This window comes from Uliginosibacterium gangwonense DSM 18521 (assembly GCF_000373965.1).
Classification (GTDB): Bacteria; Pseudomonadota; Gammaproteobacteria; order Burkholderiales; family Rhodocyclaceae; genus Uliginosibacterium; species Uliginosibacterium gangwonense.
The window spans coordinates 84,365-108,013 of the sequence record NZ_KB892839.1 but is presented as its reverse complement, the minus strand read 5'-3'; the positions used below and the strand labels follow the sequence as shown (position 1 = coordinate 108,013).

The following is a 23,649-nucleotide window of genomic DNA, read 5'->3' as shown; positions in this document are numbered from 1 at the left end:
TTGCCAAGCACATAATGCTTATCAGCAAATGTATTTATTACAGAAACTGAAAAACATTCAGAATCAAGACATAGTCTTCCCACCTAAATTCGAGGCGTTTGAAAGAAGCAACTGAAATGTTTTGGAGAAATCAGAAAACGAAAGCTGTTCTCTCATTTGATCTGCAATTGTCGCGGTCAACACAATAAGCATCATCAGTGCAATTGCTCCGCGTACAGGTTGGCTCAAACTTGAAGGCTCAAGTTTCTCTGCGGATCTACCCAGTATTCCGAACGCCAGATCAATAAGTACCATAACCAACATGATCGGGCTTGATATCTTGATGACCATCTGAAATAGCGAATCAGTATTCTTCAATACGAAGCTTTGAGCCAATGCCGAAATGTTCGGCAAGGCATCGTTCAATGGCCACCAACGGAAGGTTTCAAAAATCGTAGCCAATAATGCACTCATCCCACCAAGCAGGTAAAACAAGGTGATCACAAATTGCAACAGCGAATTCCCTACCGGGGTACTATGATCTCCCCTCAATGGATTCGTCATCTGAACATTATTGAAGCCCGCAAGGTTATCGACTACGACCCCAACTGACTCCGCCACCCAAAAAATCGTGGATGCGGCATACCCGAGCAAAAGACCGATGAACGCCTCTTTTCCACATAGCTGAAACAAGGCCACTGGTGTGAGGCTCTCGAAGGCACTCATTGGTTGCCCAAAGCAGACGAACATGCTCAATACCAAAATCACGCCATTACGCGCAACGCCAGGAATGGCTTCACCTGAAGTTGCAGGCAACACCATAAACGTAACCATGACACGCAAGCTACACAGTGCCAAAATGGACAACAGTTGGACAAGTGAAGCCCATGTCGTGTGAAGCAGATTTATTTGGGATATCGCATCAGTTTGCATACATTTCCCCTGCTAACACACCTGCCCCACCAAATGAGCGTGCATCACAATGACTTCCACAGCTTCCTCTTCTGCCTGCAGCGACAATGCCTCCTCACGCTTTTGCCTAACCATTTTCAAGCGCGATTTGCACATACGTGTTTGATTATCGACTCGCGCCATACTGCGGCTTGTTTCAAGCGTCTCATTTCTCTTGTCTGCCACTGCCACAATGCTGCGTTCCTGAGCGTGTTGAGCACTCTTCACCCGCTCCTCAAGCTGCTGTCGCCACATGCTGTAATCCAGATAGCACTGCACAGGAATAGGGTCTGGAGACTGCAGCAACCCTTCAATATCCGTATCACATTCCAACAACAAATCGCGTACTTCCTGTGTCTCCATCCTCCGCACCGAAGCATCCTCTTCCAACACATGTAATTCCTTGCGTTGTGCCGCCAATGTGCGTTCCAGACGACGATATGCCCTATGTTTGGCCGAGATTGCGAATTCCCACAATTTCTCCTGCGTGTCAGCCATTAGTGACATCACCCACCAATTCTTCCAACCAGCCAATCGTTTCGTGTGGGTCAGTCAGCTCACTGGTTTCTTGTTGCAAAAATGCACGCACCAGATCCGCTTTTTCGAGTGCTTCATCAGCGAGTGGATCAGAGCCCTGCTGATATTCGCCCAGTTGGACCAAGGGTTCTATTTCCCTGTGTTTAGCCATCAGTTTGCGCAACTGACCACCAGCCCGCATATGTTGTTCCGTAGCAATCTGGGGCATGACACGCGAGAGACTGGCCAATACATCGACAGCGGGGTAATGGTTTTTAGCTGCAAGTTCGCGCGACAGAACCATGTGTCCATCCAAAATACTGCGCACTTCTTCTGCCACCGGATCTGAGCCATTCTCGTCTTCGACCAAGATCGTGTATAGAGCGGTGATCGATCCTGTCTCCCCCATTCCTGCCCGCTCAAGCAAGCGGGGTAATTCGGCAAAAAATGACGGCGGAAAACCGCGCCGTGTAGGAGGCTCGCCTGCAGCAAGGCCTATTTCCCGTTGCGCACGAGCGAATCGAGTTAAAGAATCCATCATCAGCAAGACCCGCAACCCTTGGTCGCGGAAATATTCGGCGATCGATGTTCCCACATAAGCAGCCTTGGCCCGTTCAATGGAAGAGCGGTCTGAGGTTGCGCACACCACGACACTCTTTGCCATTCCCTCCTGCCCCAGGATCAGTTCAATAAATTCGCGTACTTCACGTCCTCGTTCTCCGATCAGAACGATGACATTGACGTCACTCTGCGTACCGCGAGCGAGCATCCCCAGCAAGGTACTCTTACCAACTCCAGCAGGCGCAAAGATCCCCATACGTTGCCCTTCACCAAGCGTCATCAGCGCATCAATGGCACGCACCCCGGTGGCAAGTGCCTGCTCAATCATGCGACGACGCATTGGATCTGGTGCGGGGGCGAAAACAGGAACGCTTTGTTCCTCCACAAGAGACCCTAATCCATCGATAGGCCTACCCAACCCATCGAGCACACGCCCCAATAATTGGGTACCAACGGTAACGGACAAAGGGCGTCCTTGTCCAATCACCCGGGTATTGCGGGACAAGCCAACCAGATTACCGAACGGCGCAAGCAGTGCCACATGACGATTAAATCCTACTACCTCTGCATATTGAAGAAGAGATCCCTCACTATCACGTAGTTCGCAAATTTCGCCCAGGGTGACATCGAGTCCACCAACACGCAGCAAGGTACCGACAACCTCTAGAACTTTTCCGGTCCGCTGAAATGAAACATTACGCGAGAGTTCCTGCTCAATAAAGCCAGGCAATTCAGACAGCCAAGTAGAGCTATTGACAAGAATATCTTCCAGAGGCTTGTTCATTCTCTACCACCTCCAACGTAGTCAAGCATTTCTTCATCTATGAATGTTTCATCATTATCCATCTCAGACTCTTGGTTCTCATCAACGACAATTTTTGCATCCTGGGACAAGGCCTGATTGCCCACCTCGAAGGCGAAATCCGAACGTTCCAACGCATACTGAACGGCCCGTCGGATCGCATTTAACTGCTTGGGAATACTTGCATCCAAAGTGCCGTAATCCCATTCGCATTGACAGGAACCCACTTCAAAACTATCGGACCCCACAACTTTGATCGGTAATGTCCACCCCACTTCTTTGGCAATCTTGGCGAAATCCGCACGTGCAAGATCTACTTCCAGACTATTGACCTTGATAGTCATCAAGGTAGAATCCGCGATCATCTTTTCCAGCAAAGAGCCAACGCGCCGAAACAACGCACTGCGATCCTCCAAAACCACCATCTGTTCGACCGCCTGCACAACCAGTAGTGCCAAGCGCTCACGCATGCGAGACAACGCAAGCTTGGTATGGACCATACCTTGGACCGCAAAATTATGCCAATCATCCAATCCTCGCTGCATACCTTCCGCATACCCTAATCGGGTACTATCATCAAACCTTTGTTGGGCTTGCTCCAACATGGCGTCCGCTCGAACCTGGGCCGTCTCCAGAATCAGCTCTGCCTCTATCCGTGCTTGTTCAAGTAGGCTGTCACGCGCTTCCTGCATGGCAATATGTGCATGGTCCAGAGAAACCAGCTGTGCCAGATCTTCTCTGCGAATAACATCCGTGCCAATGCCGACAGAACTCATTCCTTGTCTTAGCCAAATAACCATGACATATCCGGATAGAAATTTGCGACGCAACGGAGAAATACACTGCTGTTCTCCTGGCCCTTGACACGTGTTCGATCCACGACAGAAGTATCTGGCGGCAATGCCAACCGTATCATTCCTTCTAGTACGGGGTCACTCCAAGCGCCATCCTTTTCAAAGATAACCATTCCGTCATGGCTCCAGGCAGCAGGTTCTGTCTGCGCAAACAGCGTAAGGTCTTCGTTCTGGGTGATCCCTACTTGACTACTTATCTGCCTGACCACGCTTGCACCACACGGTCCCAACATAGCCGCTACACAATCAATCAACTGGCCATCTACGCAGCGCCTCAATGCTGTAGCCCTTTCGTATAAAGCGCGGGTACGTAATACCCAGTGTAATTGCTCGGTAGGCAAAAGCGCCAAGCGATTGGCTGGATTCTGCAGTCCTTTAATAGTCGGGTATGATGCACCAAGCATTGCCACAATCAACAGCCGACGACGTATCAACGTGCTGCGACGCCATGAATGCAGCAAAGATTGATCAAATCGCTGCAAAATCCACTGCTCGTCAAGACTTTCTGCCAGATCATCAATACGTTTATCATAAGCATTCAGCCATCGACACAAATCTGCAGCTTGTTCATCAGTCGTGCTACGCATAGAAGAACGTGGCTCTACCGACGTTTTAACATCAAGCGTAACACCCATGCGCCATCTCCCTGCCCTATGCCGTACGTTTTATACGGGCCCGCCAAGCTCCCATCCATTCGTTTATGGCCTGGAAAGGAGAACGCATCACAGCTCTCTCTGATGCGACATGCACTCTATTTTCGCTGAGCTGCCTAAACCAAACTAACAATACAGCCAACAAACCAACAAACAAGGCTATCATAGTGATAGTCCAATACAATCCTCCGTGCTTTGCTGGCGTCATTGCAGGTAGCGCAGCACGGACCTCGCTTTCAACCAAAGTGACGCTGACATTTTCATAGCCGAGCCCTTCTACACTGTGCATTACCAAGTTTTTGATATTGGGAACCAGTTGCGCAACATTGGTATTTGGCCGATACTTGATAAACACTGAAGCACTGGACGGTTTGATGACATTCGACAAGGGATCATTGTTGGGCAACACAATCTCGACCTGCGCCACTACAACACCATCAATCTTGGTCAATGTTTGAGATAGTTGCTGTGACACACCATAAATGAAGCGGACCCGCTCTTCAGTAGGCGTGGAAATCAAACCATCCTTCTTGAACATCTCGCCCAAGTTGGCATACTTACTCCGAGGTAAGCCTTGTGAGCGTAAAGTTTCCATCGCTGAAACCAGGTATTCTCGATTGACCGCCAAATTCCAGCTCTTACCGTCGTCTGGAGTAGCCTTCTCGGCCTCAATCCCCCGTTGCAGCAAAACCATCAACATCTCGTTCGCCTCATCTTCAGCCAGATGCGAATAGAGTTTTTCGGTGCATCCACTCAGCAGAAACAACGCCAGAACAAGCACTCGCCACAGATTGGTAACTCGTTTCATCGCCAATTCCTTCCCACAACAAGGCAACACACCACTATTGATTCTTGAACAAGATCTGCACCGCACTTTTGCTCGAATGCACCATCCCCATGCCAGCATTGAGCTGGAACATCACCATCGCAGTGTCCATAGTCAGTGCGATACCTGCTGCACTGAACTCCTGACTCGACATCATTGAGGCCCCATCATTGAACCGTTGGACCTGATCCATCACCGATTGCACAGAAGTGTTCCCCGTCTGCACCAAGTTCGTCACAATTGAAGCACTGTCGGCGGCAGGATTATGCGCAGGCATATTGCGAAGATTCTGCATCAAGGCATCAAATTTTCCCGCCATAAATGTATTTGTCATTTCTGCCATTGGCTCAGTGCCTGTGATGCTAGAAAGCGGCGAATTCATGGCTAAGGATGAGATCGAAACCATTTTGCATCTCCTGGGAACTTATTCAATTATTACACCCCACAAGCAAAGGCAAGTTTGCTGCCATCGCTGACCCATATCACGACAAAGTCGTGCATGCCATACCAAATCACTCATCAGACGTCATTTGACAAATCAGGCTCTGAGATATCCTGAATATCCCATCCAATCAAGCTTTTCTGCAGCCTGCTCACTCACCGGCAGTTCAACCCCCTGGCCTTCGACTCTGGCCAGCAAGGTACTAACGAGTTCAACAGCATCAGGATTTTCATTGCGCTGCAAAATTTCATTAGCATTGATTCGCCATTCAGAATCACCATTGGCGAAATTGCATACTGCCAGCAATGCCGTAGCCATTGGCCCCATCTCCGGCGAAGCATCGAAACCGCGTAGCACGCGCGCGGCTTCGGTATAGCGCCCCCGCTTGATCAGAACCCAGGAATTGAAGATATCAAACGAATGCATGTCTGGACGCAGTACATGCAACGCGGCAAGGACAGCCTCTGCCTCGTCCACCATTTCGAACATCAACCCTTGTGTTACAAGCTCAATCAAACCGGGAACCAAACGTTTGTCGAATTGCCACGGGCCTGCGTACTGGTTATCCATCGTCATTCTCCAGTTGAGGAAATTTTGCGGCTATGCCTGACCGCAAGCACTGCATGGACAGACTCTACCCTGCCCCTTCAGCAAACTCTTCCCAGTACGCGAAACAACCGCCAAGGAAGCGAACCCAACATTACCGAAAATATCCAACCGAAATTTCGAACTTCTAGAAAAGACGCGCTGAAGAGTATTGATTTCACAGGCGCCATTGATCCATCAGCGGGCAATTATGCAACAGACCGATATGCATGACGCCCTCAAGAAGCGAATAGTCAACATAGGTGTGTCAATTTCGGACAATCACTTCTAGCTTCGCATCTTTGATGCACCAAACTGCATAACCACATACACACTCTCATATGCCATATCAGCACATGATCATTGGAGATACGATGTCCGACGAAAAGACAGAAAAACCAACCGACAAACGGCTCGAAGATGCCCGTCGTGAAGGAGAAGTAGCCAAAAGCCAGGATCTGGCGGTGGCTGCAATATTTCTCGGTGTCACAATCACCATGTGGATTGGCAGCAAGTTCTTTGCAGATCGGATGCATGCAATTCTGGCAATAGGCTTAGATATCCAGGCAGCACAACGAGAGGATTTCGACCTCTACCGTGCAATGTGGAAAATCATGCTGGAAGGATTGATGATCATCGGCCCTTTCGTTTTAGTTTCAGTCTTGATGGCTATCACGGCGATCTTGTCCCAAATTGGAATTGTCATTTCATTTAAACCCTTGGAACCAAAGTTCGATGCAATTAATCCAGCAAATGGAATTAAGCGCATATTTTCTCTACGCTCGTTAATCGACCTGCTCAAGATGTCGATCAATGGCTGCATCGTCGCCTCTGTCGCTTGGCTCACGATCCGTTCGCTCCTCCCCCTGCTGGCCAGCTCGGCGTACACCACTTTGCCGGATATCATCAAAATCGGCTGGGACGTTTTAATCAAATTTATTGCCGTCGCATGCCTGCTCTACCTTGTCATTGGTTCAGCCGACTATGGCATTCAACACTGGCTATTCATCCGTGACCATCGCATGAGTAAAGACGATGTCAAGCATGAGACAAAGGACTCAGAAGGCGACCCAATTATCAAAGATCAACGCCGTCAGATCGGACGTGAAATGGTTTCCTCAGACGAACGCAAACGCGTTACTGGAGCAAACGTCGTGGTGGTCAACCCCACACACTATGCCGTTGCGATTCGATATGCAGCCGATGAACTAGGCCTACCTCAAGTGGTAGCCAAAGGTAGTGACCACGATGCCTTCCGTATACGCACTTGGGCACAAGAGCTGGATATTCCTATCGTTTCCAATCCGCCACTTGCGCGCGCACTCTATAAGGTTCCCATTGACGAAGCGGTGCCTGAATCCCTATTTGAAATCGTCGCGGTCATCCTGCGTTGGGTCGAGCAACTCAGTGCCCAAAAGACTGAAATGGAAAATATCTCCTCAGGCAGCACCGCTTCTTCAGTACCTCCAACGACCATATAGCTCAGGGAATATTCATCATGATAGTCATCGGAAAACAACTGGATTACGCGGGTGAGGTAGGTATTGCCCTGTTGGTGGTAGCAGTGATCTCTTTGATGATTCTGCCGCTACCAACCTTTGCTATCGATACCCTGCTGGCAATCAACATCGCCATCAGCGTCGTGTTACTTACGGTAACAATGTACATACCGAATGCATTGCACCTATCCTCATTTCCATCGCTGCTACTGTTTACCACGCTGTTTCGTCTGTCACTGAATATTGCTTCAACAAAATCCATTCTGCTTCACGCCGAAGCGGGCCACATTATCGACAGCTTCGGCCAACTCGTCGTAGGTGGCAATCTTGTGGTGGGTCTCGTCGTATTCCTGATCATCGCCACAGTACAATTCATTGTAATTGCTAAGGGCTCAGAGCGGGTTGCCGAAGTGTCAGCGCGCTTTACCCTGGATGCCTTACCCGGCAAACAGATGAGTATTGATGCGGATGTCAGGGCGGGCACGCTCACGGCGGAAGAAGCCCGCCATAAACGCTCGCTGTTGGCCATGGAAAGCCAGCTTCACGGTGGCATGGATGGTGCCATGAAGTTTGTGAAGGGAGATGCAATCGCAGGACTGGTCATCACCGTAGTCAATATTCTGGCCGGTATCGTTGTCGGCATCAGCTATCACGGTATGACGGCAGGTGAAGCCGCCAATCGTTTCTCTGTGCTGTCAGTAGGTGACGCCATGGTGTCACAGATACCGTCTCTACTGATCTCAGTGGCAGCCGGCATCATCATCACCCGGGTATCTGATGAGCATCAGAAAAAACCTGCTTCGCTAGGTTTCGAAATCGGCAAACAACTCGTTGGCAACTCTCGCGCCCTATTCGCGGCAAGTGCTCTGTTGATAGGCTTCGCACTGGTGCCTGGTTTCCCATCTACCTTGTTTGTCTTGCTAGCCTCAATCATCGGTTTCGCTGCATTTCAGGTTCGCAGGACACGTCGTGGCAAGGCTGAGGCTGCCGCACAGGAAATCCCTGCCTTGCAACGTGAAGGTGCGAAAGGTGACATACCTGGAATCAATGAAAACGCCCCTGCTTTCGCCTCCCCCCTCGCCGTCAGAATGGCGCCAGATTTGGTCAGCCGAATCAATGCTGACAAACTAAACAAGGCCATTGCTGCCGAACGACAGGTTTTCACAGAAGAAATCGGCCTACCTTTCCCGGGCGTAGCAATGTGGAAATCTCCAACCTTAGCTGACAATGAATATGACATTTTGTTGCTTGATGTACCTACCACTTCAGGCTTGCTGCCGCCAAACAAGGTGATGCTGAAAAACCCTTCAGAAACCCATCTCCAGCACGCCGAGCATATTGCATATAGCTGCGGTCACGAAATGGGTTACTGGGTTGAGCAATCAAATAGCGTGGCCCAGATTGAAGCGGGAAACTACACATCGGAAGAGCTGATCGCCCATCATATCGTGGTACAACTGCGCAAACACATGCATTTATTCATGGGGGTTCAAGAAGCGCAATGGATCATGGATCGGATTAATTCAGAATATCCCAGTCTTATTGCGGAAGCACAGAAAGCGCTGCCGGTACAACGCATTGCAGAGGTATTGCGTCGCTTGCTTGAAGAGCAAGTTCCCATCCGCAACATCAAGACCATTCTTGAAAGTGTGATTGCCTGGGGGCCAAAAGAAAAAGATCTGCTATTGCTCACAGAATATGTACGGAGCGACCTGGGGCGTTTCCTGGCTCACCGCGCCACAGGTGGAACAGGCCAACTCAAGGTCGTCACACTTGATTTACCAGTCGAACAAACCATCCGGCAGTCAATCAAGCAAACCCCTGCAGGCAACTTCCTCACACTACCGCCGGATCAGGCACAAGCACTAATCGACCAGCTATCCGCACTTGTAAAGGGTCACCCGCAAGGATGCGTATCGGGTGCCATCGCAGTGATCTCGTCGATGGACATTCGCCGATACTTCCGTCGCATGATTGAGAACCATCTGCCAATGCTGCAAGTATATTCTTTCCAAGAATTGTCTTCGCATGCAGACCTCAAACCCGTTGGAAGACTCTCGCTATGAGCAAGCTTCCCATCCAGGCCTCAAGAATCCGAATCCTGGCAGTCGCCAATATGCGACAACCGCCACCGGAATCAGTTCGAGTCCGATTCCGGCAAATGCGACCTTGTGCCTTTGAAGACACACTCAAACCATTGTGCTCTACCCTTCCTCAACAAAATGATGCGTCACCACATGCACAGCAGAATAATGACTCTGTTCAGCCAGGTCAGGAAGATTTTCGAATTATGGACATGCCATCAAGGATGGTACAACAAACCAACTTCAGCGAAGCGGGGAGTGATTCCAGCGCAATACAGCACCGTATTACAAGTGCACTCATGCACCTGCATCGTACCGATACGGCAATCGACCATCTGGCGCGCCAAATCGCTGATTTTTGCCAAGCACCATCCATCGTGGCCGGAGGTTCATGGGAGATACGCTTGGCCATCGACCCGATGGTCCTACCGGAAACCTCTCTGCTGCTGCGCTTGTTTTCTCACCAGTTGCAGCTTCTCTTCGAGAGTCGCACTCCCACCTCGGTTCAGCTCTTACGTGACCGACAAGCGGAACTTAATCAGAAACTATCCGTCTGCTTACGTGAAAAATACGACATCGATATCCAGGTGTGGCAACTATGAATCACCCTCTGGCTAATCGATGAAAAAAACCTTTTCTGTATTTACCAATCAGAAGTCATTCACTTCGCTCCATTTAATAGATACATATAAAATGAATAATGCCACAATTCCGCACCGGGTGCCAACACCACATGCTCATCAAAACATTCAAATTGATTATAACAACTAGACAAAGAGAAAAACGAGATGAGCAAACAAGAAGACCTTAATCTCAGGTCAAGCGATTCACTTCCGAAATGCGGACCACTGATGCTACGCGCCTCAATCATGCTCTGGATTGATAAGGATATGAGTTGGACAGGTGAGCGAAATGGCAATCGCGGACATCCCCGCCTCTTCTCTGATGCCGCGATTCAGTTTTGCCTGATAATAAAAAGTCTATTCGGTTTGGCTCTACGTCAAGCCACAAGTTTGATTGGCAACGTACTCAAGCTTGCAGGCCTTAATTGGCAGGTACCAGACTACACAACGTTAAGCCGCCGCCAAAGGTATATGACGATTACTCTTTCGCCTAAAGATATCGGAGGATTGCTGCATTTGTTCATTGAAAGCAATGGCATCAAGATACTCAATGACGAGGAGAAAAAATGTCATCAACACGTCACAGATAGGAGACGCCAGTGGCGCAAGGTACATCTTCGCATTGACGCACGCACACTAAATGTTTATACCGTCGACATCAAAAACAAGAAGGTAAAACTCCACTGACCCACCTTTGGCATCTACTTCACCGCTTGAATCTTCCAAGCCACTCAAAGCGACTCTATTTACAGTCTGGACGATACTTCCGTATCATCCAGACCACTGATCTGTGCATTGCCACTCCCAGTTATAGCGGACGGTGCAAATTCAAACGTTCATCACAACAATTCGGGGCTGCATAAAGCATTTCGTCCCTTAACCCAGATTTTCGCATCGCCACACTGTAGACATCTCCTCCCGAGATACGCTTCTGCCATGGACTGAGTAAGCATTCCGGGCCACCCCAATGCTCACCCATTACCCAACACTTACCCGCAACATTTCCACAGGCTCTGGAGCGTCAGTAATGCACAACGAAGCCGTAGCGATCAGCGAACTTTCCGGGAAGCTACCCTGCATACCGGCTGCGGCTGCGCGCCTGACACGTATTCTGTTTACTACCCAGGCCAGCTCGTTGGCCCACTCGGTAGGCATTAATATCGCTCCCATCTCCTTCCCGCACAAATCCCCCCACACACATATAGTAGCCATCCAAGTCGGTACGGAAAGAGCTAGGGTGAGCTTGAGCGCACAAAGCGCTCCTGCATTGGCCATCGCAGTCAGCACAACCGATGGAACGCTACGCCATGCGCTGGCAAATTTGGTAATGGACGCATCCTTGGCAACTCTGGCACGCCTATTGGGGGAACCCGTCGAATTCCTCGCGTTTTCCACTGTTTCGACGGACAAAAAGAAACCAATCGGTACTGCCAATCATGGGGTTGTTGTCACACTACATAACATCACTGACAACACATCACATGAATTGACTATTTATGCTGACAGCGATTTTCGCTCATTCGAGCACAGGATGGCTACATCATCACCAAGCATGACGCACGAGCTGAGCCTACTTAAGATGCCTGCCCGCGTGGTACTAGGTAGCCGCCAATATCAAGCACAATTTCTACAGTCCCTTCAACCAGGTGACGTATTGCTCAACTGTATCAACGGCCATGGAAACACCCCAGATGAATTGACAGATGTTGGCATATTCTGGGGCGCTCCACATGGTCGACAAATACAAACCCATGGCCACCTGCACAATAGTTCAATTACCATCAAGAAAGTTGTCACTATGACTGCTGATTCTCCCCACTACCAGCCTGGGCAAAACTCACTCCCTCAGATTTTCATTGAAGGCATGCAGGACCTGGAGCTGCCAGTGCAGTTGGAACTCGATTCACTGGCAATGCCTTTGGGAAAATTGTGCAACATACAATCCGGCCATGTACTGGAACTTCCCGTCCCCATTTCCGACACTCAAATCCGGCTGGTCTCATACGGACAGGTTTTGGGCTTTGGGCAGCTAGTCGCTGTCGGTGAGAATCTGGGCCTGCAAATCATAAAGATGATCGGTCCAGGCTTGGGCACAAAAATCCAGCCTGATCAATCGACCCCGAACACCTCTAACGCTTTCAGCGACTACAGCAATGAATCCCACGCCTGACTACCTATCTCTTCTTGTTGCGGTCATTGCCATTTCACTTCTGCCTTTTGCAGCGATGGTCGTAACATCCTACACAAAGATCGTAGTTGTTCTGGGTTTATTGAGGAATGCCATCGGCGTTCAGCAAGTACCACCAAGCATGGTGCTAAATGGCATTGCCTTGATCGTATCATGCTTTATCATGGCCCCCATTGGAATGGAGGCGGTCAAGCATGCCCAAGGGAGTGATTCTTCCACACAGATCATGTCGGTACTTGATGCGGCACGCGACCCATTTCGCCAGTTTCTGCAAAAACACACTCATGAACGACAAAAGGCCTTTTTCATCAAAGCAGCTCAGCAGATGTGGTCCAAAGAGGCTGCTGCCGAAGTAAAACCAGATGACCTGATCGTGTTGGCCCCTGCGTTCGCACTTAGTCAGCTCACAGAAGCATTCAAGATCGGCTTTCTCCTCTATCTGATCTTCGTGGTCATCGATCTGGTTATTGCTAACATACTGATGGCTATGGGCCTGACACAAGTCACACCAACAAACGTTGCAATCCCCTTCAAGCTCTTGCTGTTCGTCGTTCTTGATGGTTGGTCAACGCTGATTCACGGTCTCATCCTGACTTACAAATAGCCATGGAATACGAATCTGTCATCCGTTTCACAACGACTGCGCTTGTGCTTGCCTTGATGGTATCCCTTCCGGTCGTGGGCGTCACTGCACTCGCGGGGCTGCTGATCGCCTTCTTTCAAGCGATTCTTTCCTTGCAGGACTCAAGCGTCTCACAAGGATTGAAGCTGGTAATCGCAGTCGTCGTACTCATGATTGCTGCGCCGTGGGGCGCATCCGCGATCCTACAATTTGCATGCTCCATTATGGAGGCCATCTTTGTATGAAGATCAACCATAAAAATCTATTGAACCCAGCAGCATTCGCTCAGGCAAACAGCCAGGAAAGTGACAATTTCGCCCCTGGCAATAGTTCAGGTGAAGGACGTGAAAAACATAAACACCTCTCCCGCTTTGGCCCCTATATGACGTCTCGGTTGCGCAGGCGCCGACGTGCTCAAGACGCAGAGTCAACAGAACAGCATAACAACCTGGACGAGTTGTTGATCATGCTTGAGGCCAACGCCAAAGAGCGGGAGCGGCCTCGATTGATGGTCACGTTCAGGTTCGAGATGGATCAAGGCACGGCCCAACAGCAGGCCGGGAAAGAATTGAACCCAAAAAGGCCACTCAACCAGATTGGCGCACCACTGGATGAAGCAGCAAGAAAAGACATTGACACCATCGTTCAGGCCTTTCTGGATGGCAGTTCCACGCAAACAGATGGGCCACAACACGCCAGGGTAAACCTGACTGCGGTAGCCAAATCCCTGATCTCGCTACGCGACACCAAGGCGCAGCATGGCGTAGATGTGTCGCTGACACATGCGATCCTCTCTATTGTGCGTCAATACCTAAAAGAGGACAAAACCACAAGAAATATACCAAATACATTGTCAGAAATACGTGATTTGCTTGTATCAATAGCACCGCAAGGCATCCCTGCACAATCTTTACGCAATTATCATTTGAAAATTCCATTGATATTACTCAATCTGGACAGGCCTCGCAAATCTATCCATCGTGCCACAGCATGCTCTACCATCTCCACGTTGCAGCACGGTGCAACCATGATCCGACGAAATCAATTGCCATAACTTTTATTCAATTGCATAACAAGCGTTTTCATGATTATCTAGAAACGCAGATTATTGTTCATTCTGGTACTGATTGGTGAAATACCATGAGTAAAGAAATCCGGGTTCTCACGGGTCTTCATGCGGGTGCTCGATTAGCGTTGCAATCTGGCATTCAGCATATCGGCAAAGGTGACGATGCAAAGATCCGAATCAGCGATTGGGACGCCTCTCCCCTATGGATCGACGTCTCGGATGACGGACAAATCACGCAAATACGCCTCACAGCGTCAACCGATGACGCCTCATTGCTTTTCTTCGGAGATTTCGAGCCGCACAGGTTTGGTAGTATTGCGATTGCATTTGGCAACATCGATGCAACGTGGCCGAGTGACTTGGACCTATTGGAAAAAATGTTACGTCCACCTGCACCACCTCCAATTCTTACCTCCGAAAAGCAAGTATCACATGGTTTCAGAGTGAAATGGTGGCTGGCACCAGTTGGTGCTGTACTGTTTGGCATAACCGTCACCTCGGCAAATCAGTTTGGCGCAGCAAAACCAGTCGTCGCTGTGCAATCCGAAAATGCGATGCCACACCTGCGCGCCGCCCTCTCAAATCTGAAGCAACCAGAACTTGACATTGTCACCAATGGCAATGACGTGATACTCAAAGGCTTGGTGAATTCATCGGCTGATCTGCAAAATGTGCTCAACGCTCTTAACAGCATAGCACCAGGCAAGATTCAACCGAAGGTCACGGTGGTAAGCGATGTACTGGAAAATCTGAAAAGCTCAGTTGGCGACAGCTATTTGGCCTATAGATATATGGGTGCCGGGGTATTCCAGGTCACAGGGGTGACACCTCGGGCAGAGCGAGATCGAGAAATTCTGAACAGACTGCGTGACGATCTGGGGGTGAACCAGACGCGACTTGAGGTCTCCATTCAATCAAGCGGCAATGGTTTTCCACCCAATACCGATGTAGTTGTACAAACAGAGAACATGCATTACGTGGAAACCACTGACGGGATCAGGCACTTTCCTGACGCTGTGCTTGATCCGTAAAAAGCTTCCAATTCCCTTCCCTGGTGTAACGGCTCCTTGGCCAAGGCACCAAAAATAGGTGATGAAGAGTGGCACCTAAAAAGTCCCCTGAAATATCCATTCCATTTTCGCAGCAATGTATTTAGCAAGGAGAAACTCATGCTCAACAACATTCCAGAAGCAGTTTTGCACGACATGGACAATTTGCTGGAAACCCGTGACAAGGATTCAAGCGGAGAACGTTTGACGGCCATCAACGATTTCCTGAGCAACGCAGAAAATTTCTGTGCTCGGCAACGCAATATCGTCAGCGACCCATCCAAGCAACATGAATACAGCGTTCTCAGCCGAGGTTTTTTGGCTGCCAAACTGATTGTACAACAAGCAACTAACCCAAGCGTATAGAATGAGTATTGCCGATGGAACCTGTTCTTCTCCTTACCCCAAAAAAGGGAAGATATGACGCCGCCAAAATCCAGTACAAACCCGGCCTTGCCCCAAAAAGGCCAATACAATTTCCAGCTCGGTTTGGCGCACTCACCACCTCCACAGAATGACGGTAAGCAACCGTTGATATCTGCATAATTTCGTCAACCTAATCAGAGCTTCCGAAATGCCGACGCACTAAATATCCGACATATCCTATCGTTGAATGACGCAAAGTGTCATCTCTGAAATAAGACAGAGATCATGTTCAACCTTACCTGGAGATAATGATGAACACAACGATTACAAGCACAACGGGCTTATCTTACCAACCGGTCATGGGTGGTGACAGTGAATCGAGTGGCACAGATAATAGCGCTACCGCCAAAACGGTAGTCGATGACGCCAATTCCCCGCTCACCCAGGCGATCAACCGTTTGGTACAGGATTCGTTACAGCAACAGGATTCGACCAACAGCAACACTTCTGGCAGCTATACCACAGACGATTCTTCCGCTGACAGCAGTACGGACGCTGGCACCCAGGCTACGGCTACCGCCGATACGCCTGAATCGTCTGCACCGTCTGCTGACCTGACTTGGAATAGCGGCACCCTGACGCAGAAAGAATTGAAGATCGTCTCGGTATTAAATCTGTACAAGAGCCAGACAGGAGACATCAGCTGGAACGATCTGCAAGATCGGATCAATAACCCCGACACCCCCGCTGATTTGCGTGAGGCCCTGCAAGGGCTGTCACAAGACTGGACCCTTTTTTCGGCCATCGGTTCGCAAGGCGATGGCAAGTGCGGCGGTCGGATCTCGTCGAAAGACCTGATGAAATTCTCCAATAGCCATTCCCAGATTCTCACTTGGAACGGTGGCTCACTCAACAACGCCCAGCTTGAGATTGTCGCCATCCTGGATCGCCACAAAGATAAATGCCCTATCAGTTGGGATTCCATCCGTGATCAGGCCAACGATACCAGCAATCCGCCCGATCTGCGTGCTGCATTGCAAAAGCTTGCCAACGATCCAGCTCTGTTTTATGCCATCGGCTCTCAGGACGATGGCAAGTGCGGTGGTAAGATCACGGATAAGGATCTCGGAAAATTCTCGAACAATCACTCGCAGGTCAAGGAGTTTAACGAGAAACAGGCACAAAACTACATGGAGAATTACATTCCTTCCGATGCGAGCCAAAACCAATCTGCCTCCGTTATGACGGAAAACGATGCGCTACGCGAACTCTATCGTTACTCCGACTATTTGCCGAAGAAACTCAATGAGGATACCTTCAAACGCATTGTCGATGGAACAGAAAACGTCGGCAAATGCCCTCCTCAGGTGATAGCCGCAGCCCAATACTTCCTGCAGCATCGCCAAGCATGGAGCCAGTTGAATCAGACCAGCGACGATAACCCCACGATGAGCAAGTCGGATTTCTTGCATACGGCCTCTTCTTCAATTCACCTGAATAAGGATGAAATAAAGACCGCGTCAACCATCAACAAGAATCTTGACGCCTTCTTTGGCGACGGTGATCTGACGCGCGACAAGCTCGCCAGCATAGCAACCAACAAAAGCTTATCCAATGAGGTTCGGGACACGGCGAAACAGTTGCTGCAAGACCCACTGCTGTTTGGCTTGATTAATAACGCCCGATCAGGTTACAAAACGAAGAAAGGCTTCTTTGATTTTGGCGGTCCCACGGTAGATTCCGGCGTCATTGGCAAGAAAGACTTCCAGCAGTTCTTTAATAACATGTCGCCGGCCAATAAATCGCCTGAAAGCCGCGTCACACATAAAACCAAGAGCGCAGAAAGCCAAAGTGCAGTCGCCGATATGGGCATGGGTATTGATGACCAACCGGATATCAAGGCAGTCAAAAAGAGTGGGGGCTTCTTGATGCATGCGATGGACAAGATCCTAAACATCGCTGGCAAAGTGTTTGACATAGGCTCCCAAATAGTCGGTGCGCTAGGCTTCATTCCGGGGTTTGGTGAGATCGCTGACGCGCTGTCCCTGGTCGCGGAAGCGGAATCGAAGGCATGCAAGATACTGTCAACCATCATTGAAGGCGGCAACATCGGAAAAGCGTTTGCAGAAGCAGGCATCGACATGGCATCTGCAGCGCTGGGCTGCATCGGTGGGCCAGAAATGCGTATGGCAATGCGTGAGGGCTTGGCACGCAAGCTCATGGAGAAGACTATGAATACTGGCATCGATATGGCCATTGACCAAGCCAAATCGTTTACCGACAGCTATCTGCAAAACCTCAAGGGGCGGCTGGATACGCCATCCACTAACTACCTGGCAACAGCAATACCTGCCTAATAGTTTTCTACCCTAGACTCCCCCTTCTCTTCTTGGCGCGGATGCTGAAAACTCAGCATCCGCGCCAATTCACATGTGACGATGCGTCACAAGATTTTGAGTTTGCAAGTGCCCGCAAAGATTGAATCCACGCGGTAATTTGCCCTAACGGGCATGGATCAACAGACCACAAGGCATTTTGAGGTAAGCCACGACCAAGGGACGGTTCAGCACCACATTGGGAGTGGCTGCAAAGTATCTTGACGGTCTTCTCAGGGTAGTGCCCAACTGTCTGCTTGAGCAAAACTTTTCAGGCAGGCAGTACCTTGCAAACGTCGCTTCATGCCCTTCGAGTCAATCCCTGTCTAGATTTCCGCATCAGGAGGCATTCGGGGCCCTGAGTTCCACCAATGGCCGTTACTGAAAGAAGCCCGTCTAGGCAAGGGGTTATTGAACTCTTAACGCAGTTTCCTTATCGGGCGGATAGCTCAAGATATGTCTTGCCTCTGCCGTCAATTATGATCAACTCTGACATTGATATTCGGCTCCGTAGTTCCATCATGCCCCCGCTTAACGCCACTTTGCTGATCGTCGATGACTCTGCCGAAAACCTCTACGCGCTGAGTAGCTTGCTGCGTCCACACTACCGGGTGCTGGCCGCCACTTCTGGCGAGGCTGCGCTACGCGTGGCCGCCCGCCAGCCTATGCCCGATCTGATCCTGCTTGACGTGATGATGCCCAGTATGGATGGCTACGCTGTGCTCACACGCTTGCGAGCAAGCGCCGACACACAGCAGATTCCAGTGATCTTTCTCACAGCCTTGAGCGACGCCGATGACGAAGAGCGCGGTCTGCAGCTCGGGGCCGTTGACTACATTACCAAGCCAATAAAGCCCTCTCTGGTACTGGCGCGCGTCCGCACTCAGCTGGAAGCCAAGCAGGCGCGTGATTGGCTGCAAGACCAGAATGCCACGCTCGAAGCCGAAGTCGCCCGACGCATGGCTGAAAATAATCTCACCCAGCAAGCCAGCATCCGGGCCCTGGCTCATCTGGCCGAAACCCGCGATCCTGAAACCGGCAACCACATCTTGCGCACCCAGAGCTATGTGCAGCAACTGGCCAACTCCGCGCGTTCGCATCCACGCTTCGCCGCCACCCTGACGGAAAGCTATATCGATCTGCTTGTCCGCTCGGCACCGCTGCACGACATCGGCAAGGTTGGCATCCCCGATCACATCCTACTCAAACCCGGCAAACTCACCGCTGAGGAAATGAGCATCATGCGCACGCATGCCAGACTCGGCAGCGACGCCATAGCCCAGGCCGAACGGGATATTGAAATGCCGTTGGCGTTCCTCGCCACAGCCAAGGAAATCGCCCACTGGCACCATGAAAAATGGGATGGAAGCGGCTACCCCGATGGTTTGGCAGGTGATGCCATTCCGCTCTCCGCGCGCCTGATGGCAGTAGCTGATGTATTCGATGCCCTGATTTCAGTGCGCGTCTACAAACCTGCAGTGCCTTACCTGGAAGCTCGCGCCATCATGGCTGCGGGTCGTGGGGCACATTTTGATCCCGACATCATTGATGCTTTTCTCGTTGGCTTTGATGACTTTGTAGCGACCGCCGAGCGCCATCTTGATACAGCAAAACTGACTGTGGCAGTCAATAATGAAGCCTGATCACTCAAGCACTCGCTGGCCGCCAAAACAAAGCCATAAAGTCAGCTTGGCTGCAAATATCGTTGCACGCACGCTGTCTCTACTGATTTTGTTTTTCTCCGTCTGCTTTCATTCTGCTCAAGGCCAAGCATCACCATTAACGGTGTCCGATGCACAAAAAAACATTCTGCTGCTTTACTCGTATGGGCATGGCAGCAAGGGCATTGCTCTGTTCGACGACGGGCTGATCTCACGTGTGAATGCCGGAGGCATCAGCAGCAATAACCTATTGTTTGAATATCTTGATCTGGAACGCAACGCGGCAGATCCCCAATACCGCTCGCGCATGTTGAATTTACTGCAACACAAATATGCGAAACGTCGTATTGATCTGATCATCACGGTGCAACAACCGGCACTCGCTTTCCTTTTGAACGAAGGACGCCAGCTTGCCCCTGGCGCCCCGGTCATCACAGTACAAGCACCGACGCCAAGCAGCACCGCAGCAGAGGGGCGCCGTTTCGTCAGTCTGCTGACCCATTTTGACATCAAGGGGACACTGGAGCATTCGCTGGAGTTGTTCCCCAACACCCAGCGAGTCGTATTCGTATCGGGTAGCAGCGAGGCTGATCGCAAGATGGCAGAAGATGCCGCCAACACTGTGGCACCATGGCAGGGCAAGCTGATATTCGAATACACATTCGACCAATCCCTCGAAAATATGCTGAACCGGGTTTCCAAGCTGCCGCCGGACAGCATCGTCATTTTCACGCAGTTCAACCGCGATAGTCTTGGTCACACCACCGTGGCCTACGAGGTTGAGGCCATGATGACCAAAGTAGCGAATGCCCCGGTTTTCGGCCTCTACGATTTCAACCTCATGGATGGCGGCATTGGCGGCTCGGTGGTCAACGTCAAGGGCTTGGGAGAAAGGGCCGGAGATCTGGCCCTCAGTCTGCTGAATGACCCACTGCAACGGTCCCCTGCGATCACCAGCGTTAACGTACCCGTAGAGCCAATATTCGATTGGCACCAGATTCAACACTGGGGCGGCGATCCAGCCCGCCTGCCTAAAGACAGCACATTCATCAATCGAGAACCGACATTTTGGATTTTGTACAAAGGCTATGTGATTATTTTTGGCTTTTTCATCATCGTGCAGTCCTTGATGATTTTGGCCCTGCTGATCAACCGGCGCCACAAAAAACGGATTGAAGAAAAAATCCGGGCTACCAAGGAAGCGCTTCGATACCAAAACGACTTGTTTTCATCACTACTTAAAAATCTTCCCATGGGCGTCGTCATGGTGCAAGCACCCAGTGGCAAAATCCTTGTGGCAAACCAAGCCGCACTCACCCTTTTGGGGCAAGACGTTTTGCCGGATGTGTCGGAAGACAGGCTTGGAAATCTCTACAAGGTCTACAAAGCTGGCAGTATGACCCCCTACCCGGTTAAAGATCTGCCGATCGTGCGTGGGATGCGTGGCGAAACATCACGCATAGACGACTTGGTAATCGAGCGCCCTGACGGAACTCAAAGGCAACTTGAAGCCTTCGGAGCCCCTGTCGTTGATGAAGAGGGACAGATTTCGGCCAGCCTGATCAGCTTTTTTGACATCACCGAACGCCGCGCAGCCGATGCACTGCTCAGTAAGCTCTCACTTGCAGTGGAACAAAGTCCGGAAAGCATTGTCATCACCAATACCGATGCGCAAATTGAATACGTTAACGATGCCTTTGTTCAAGCGACCGGTTACAGCCGCGAAGAGGTAATGGGCCAAAATCCACGTATCCTGCAATCCGGTAAGACCCCGCCCGAAACTTTCATAGCCCTATGGAATAATTTGAGCCATGGCCTGCCGTGGAAAGGTCAGCTATCCAACCGCAAAAAAGACGGCGGCGAATTCACTGAGTTTGCCATTATCACCCCGCTTCGCCAGATCGACGGCACGATCAGCCACTATGTTGCGGTAAAAGAAGACATTAGCGAGAAAAAACGCCTAGGCGAAGAGCTGGATATTTATCGCAACCATCTGGAACAACTGATCGAACAACGCACCGCTGAGTTAGTCGCCGCACGCCAGCAGGCGGACGCAGCGAACCGGGCCAAGAGCGCTTTTCTGGCTAATATGAGCCACGAAATCCGTACCCCGCTGAATGCCATCATCGGCCTGACCCACCTACTACGACGCGCCAAGGTCCCTCCAAAACAGGCAGAGCGACTCGACAAGATTGATTCGGCCAGTCGGCACTTGCTGGCCACCATCAACGACATTCTCGACATTTCCAAAATCGATGCAGGGCGTTTGCAATTGGAGTGCATTGACTTCCATCTCTCGGCCATTCTAGACAACGTGGCCTCCATCGTTGGCGAGGCTGCGCATGACAAGGGCTTAAAGCTGACCGTTGTCTCTGATGCCGTGCCACTCTGGCTGCGTGGAGATCCGACCCGGCTACGTCAGGCACTACTCAACTACGCCAGCAACGCCGTCAAATTCACCGAGAAAGGTAGCATCGTCTTGCGCGCCAAACTGCTCAAGGAAGACCATCATGGCCTGCTGGTGCGTTTTGAAGTCTCAGATACAGGCATCGGCCTTGCCCCCGAAGTGGCCGCCCAGTTGTTCAGGCCCTTCGAACAAGCCGACAGCTCGACCACCCGTAAATTCGGGGGTACCGGACTCGGGCTGGCCATCACCCGCAGCTTGGCGGAACTGATGGGAGGTAACGCAGGCGTAGAAAGTGTATATGGGCAGTCCAGCATCTTCTGGTTCACGGCAACGCTGCAGCGCGGCCACTCCAACATCCCCACCGCATCAGCTCTGCAAGAATCCGATGCCGGAACACAGCTGTGCCAACATCACAGAGGCGCAAGACTCCTGCTGGCAGAAGACAATCCCATCAACCGTGAAGTGGCGCTGGAATTGCTACATAGTGTAGGTCTGTCTGTCGATACAGCCGCCGATGGCTGCGAAGCAATCGAGCAAGCCAAAACCCACGCCTATGACCTGATCCTGATGGACATGCAGATGCCAAACATGGATGGTCTGGATGCCACCCGTGCGATCCGCGCACTGCCGGGCTGGACAAGCACGCCTATTCTGGCCATGACAGCAAACGCCTTTGACGAGGATCGTCGCGCCTGCGAAGAGGCAGGCATGAATGACTTCATCACCAAACCCATTGAGCCCAATGTGCTCTACCAGAACCTATTGCTATGGCTATCGGCCGCACACAAAGATAATTCCGCAAAAACGAATGCACAAAATGAACCAGTCATCACCACAACACTACCGGAAGTACCCACACCTGCAGTAACAGCCGATGCAGCACTGCTCACCCTCCTTGCACATGTGCCAAACATGAACGTGGAACACGGCCTAACCGTTTTGCGTGGCAAAGCCGACAAATACCTGAGCCTGCTTACACGTTTTGTCCAATCACACGGCAATGATATGGAAAAACTGGCTGTGCACCTGGCAGCGGGAGATCTCCACGCGGGCAGAAACTTGGCCCACGCGCTTAAAGGCACTGCAGCCATGCTGGGCGCAGATCACTTGGCTGCAATCGCCGGACGACTGGAAACCATCTTGCGCACCAAGACAGAAATACCGCCTGATGATGTTGCAATCCTGAGCAGCATGGCGGAGATCAATGACGGCTTGACCTCGCTGGCGGCTGCGCTGCCTATTGCTCCAATCAAAAGTGTGACCAATCCCCCACCTGTGGATACTGATCGCCTGAAAACCATCTTGAGACAACTTGATGCCCTGCTGGCACAGGCAGACACTGCCGCCATAGCACTATTTGAAGAACACGCGGCCTTGTTGCAAACGGCACTGTGGCCAACCGGCGAAACACTCAGCGAGCAACTCAAACAATTTGATTTCGACGCAGCCAGAGAAACTCTCCGAACGCAGCTAACATTATGAACAGCAACATACCAGTCTAGTACACTCACATTTCTTCAAGATCTCTCGGAGCCAA

General features: G+C 50.8%; 21 protein-coding genes. 13 read left to right on the top strand and 8 right to left on the bottom strand.

What is annotated here, in order from left to right:
* Positions 1 to 63: 63 nt before the first annotated feature.
* The 8 genes from sctT to B145_RS0108655 form a co-directional block, all read right to left on the bottom strand.
* On the bottom strand, positions 64 to 912 hold the full coding sequence (gene sctT, locus B145_RS0108690) for a type III secretion system export apparatus subunit SctT (RefSeq protein WP_018606700.1): 849 nt from the start codon (positions 910 to 912) through the stop codon (positions 64 to 66).
* A gap of 12 nt (positions 913 to 924) precedes the next feature.
* Positions 925 to 1,428: a hypothetical protein gene (locus B145_RS0108685; protein ID WP_018606699.1), complete on the bottom strand. Its 504-nt coding sequence runs from the start codon at positions 1,426 to 1,428 to the stop codon at positions 925 to 927.
* Positions 1,421 to 2,791 carry a type III secretion system ATPase SctN gene (sctN, locus tag B145_RS0108680; RefSeq protein WP_018606698.1) on the bottom strand — a complete coding sequence of 457 codons (1,371 nt, stop codon included), beginning with the start codon at positions 2,789 to 2,791 and terminating at the stop codon, positions 1,421 to 1,423. Before sctN ends, B145_RS0108685 begins: the two co-directional genes overlap by 8 nt.
* Positions 2,788 to 3,609, bottom strand: coding sequence for a type III secretion system stator protein SctL (gene sctL, locus B145_RS0108675; protein ID WP_083917690.1), 822 nt, complete (start codon positions 3,607 to 3,609; stop codon positions 2,788 to 2,790). The genes sctN and sctL overlap by 4 nt, the downstream gene beginning before the upstream one ends.
* A complete protein-coding gene (locus B145_RS0108670) occupies positions 3,594 to 4,298 on the bottom strand; it encodes a type III secretion protein HrpB4 (protein ID WP_083917688.1) in 705 nt (234 codons plus the stop codon). Before B145_RS0108670 ends, sctL begins: the two co-directional genes overlap by 16 nt.
* A 16-nt stretch (positions 4,299 to 4,314) precedes the next feature.
* Complete coding sequence (gene sctJ / locus B145_RS24985) at positions 4,315 to 5,124, bottom strand: type III secretion system inner membrane ring lipoprotein SctJ (RefSeq protein WP_018606695.1); 810 nt, start codon at positions 5,122 to 5,124, stop codon at positions 4,315 to 4,317.
* A gap of 34 nt (positions 5,125 to 5,158) precedes the next feature.
* Complete coding sequence (locus B145_RS0108660) at positions 5,159 to 5,548, bottom strand: hypothetical protein (protein WP_157288330.1); 390 nt, start codon at positions 5,546 to 5,548, stop codon at positions 5,159 to 5,161.
* Between the two features lie 132 nt (positions 5,549 to 5,680).
* A complete protein-coding gene (locus tag B145_RS0108655) occupies positions 5,681 to 6,154 on the bottom strand; it encodes an HrpB1 family type III secretion system apparatus protein (RefSeq protein WP_018606693.1) in 474 nt (157 codons plus the stop codon).
* A 389-nt stretch (positions 6,155 to 6,543) separates the two neighbouring features.
* Here B145_RS0108655 and sctU point away from each other — a divergent pair, with 389 nt between their 5' ends.
* The 13 genes from sctU (at position 6,544) to B145_RS27365 (ending at position 23,594) form a co-directional block, all read left to right on the top strand.
* Positions 6,544 to 7,650: a type III secretion system export apparatus subunit SctU gene (sctU, locus tag B145_RS0108650; RefSeq protein ID WP_018606692.1), complete on the top strand. Its 1,107-nt coding sequence runs from the start codon at positions 6,544 to 6,546 to the stop codon at positions 7,648 to 7,650.
* A 17-nt stretch (positions 7,651 to 7,667) separates the two neighbouring features.
* Positions 7,668 to 9,734 carry a type III secretion system export apparatus subunit SctV gene (gene sctV / locus B145_RS0108645; RefSeq protein ID WP_018606691.1) on the top strand — a complete coding sequence of 689 codons (2,067 nt, stop codon included), beginning with the start codon at positions 7,668 to 7,670 and terminating at the stop codon, positions 9,732 to 9,734.
* Positions 9,731 to 10,354, top strand: coding sequence for a type III secretion system protein SctP (gene sctP, locus B145_RS28055; protein WP_083917684.1), 624 nt, complete (start codon positions 9,731 to 9,733; stop codon positions 10,352 to 10,354). Before sctV ends, sctP begins: the two co-directional genes overlap by 4 nt.
* Before the next feature lie 186 nt (positions 10,355 to 10,540).
* The gene (locus B145_RS24975) at positions 10,541 to 11,062 is read left to right on the top strand and encodes an IS5/IS1182 family transposase (RefSeq protein WP_051082562.1); all 522 of its coding nucleotides are present in this window, start codon (positions 10,541 to 10,543) and stop codon (positions 11,060 to 11,062) included.
* Positions 11,063 to 11,402: 340 nt separating this feature from the next.
* Positions 11,403 to 12,545: a type III secretion system cytoplasmic ring protein SctQ gene (gene sctQ, locus B145_RS0108630; RefSeq protein ID WP_018606688.1), complete on the top strand. Its 1,143-nt coding sequence runs from the start codon at positions 11,403 to 11,405 to the stop codon at positions 12,543 to 12,545.
* Positions 12,529 to 13,167: a type III secretion system export apparatus subunit SctR gene (gene sctR, locus B145_RS0108625; protein ID WP_026258968.1), complete on the top strand. Its 639-nt coding sequence runs from the start codon at positions 12,529 to 12,531 to the stop codon at positions 13,165 to 13,167. The genes sctQ and sctR overlap by 17 nt, the downstream gene beginning before the upstream one ends.
* 2 nt (positions 13,168 to 13,169) lie before the next feature.
* Positions 13,170 to 13,430 (top strand): type III secretion system export apparatus subunit SctS, encoded by a 261-nt coding sequence (gene sctS, locus B145_RS0108620; RefSeq protein ID WP_018606685.1) that lies wholly within the window; start codon positions 13,170 to 13,172, stop codon positions 13,428 to 13,430.
* A complete protein-coding gene (locus B145_RS0108615) occupies positions 13,427 to 14,239 on the top strand; it encodes a hypothetical protein (protein WP_018606683.1) in 813 nt (270 codons plus the stop codon). Before sctS ends, B145_RS0108615 begins: the two co-directional genes overlap by 4 nt.
* An 86-nt stretch (positions 14,240 to 14,325) precedes the next feature.
* Positions 14,326 to 15,285: an HrpD5 family protein gene (gene hrpD5, locus B145_RS27370; protein WP_157288329.1), complete on the top strand. Its 960-nt coding sequence runs from the start codon at positions 14,326 to 14,328 to the stop codon at positions 15,283 to 15,285.
* Between the two features lie 138 nt (positions 15,286 to 15,423).
* A complete protein-coding gene (locus tag B145_RS0108605; RefSeq protein ID WP_018606681.1) occupies positions 15,424 to 15,669 on the top strand; it encodes a hypothetical protein in 246 nt (81 codons plus the stop codon).
* Positions 15,670 to 16,319: 650 nt separating this feature from the next.
* The gene (locus tag B145_RS24960) at positions 16,320 to 18,026 is read left to right on the top strand and encodes an HrpF/NolX family T3SS translocon protein (RefSeq protein WP_211209790.1); all 1,707 of its coding nucleotides are present in this window, start codon (positions 16,320 to 16,322) and stop codon (positions 18,024 to 18,026) included.
* Between the two features lie 497 nt (positions 18,027 to 18,523).
* A complete protein-coding gene (locus tag B145_RS0108595; protein WP_018606679.1) occupies positions 18,524 to 19,687 on the top strand; it encodes a response regulator in 1,164 nt (387 codons plus the stop codon).
* 142 nt (positions 19,688 to 19,829) lie between these two features.
* Positions 19,830 to 23,594, top strand: coding sequence for a response regulator (locus B145_RS27365; protein ID WP_169558545.1), 3,765 nt, complete (start codon positions 19,830 to 19,832; stop codon positions 23,592 to 23,594).
* The last annotated feature ends 55 nt before the right edge of the window (positions 23,595 to 23,649 follow it).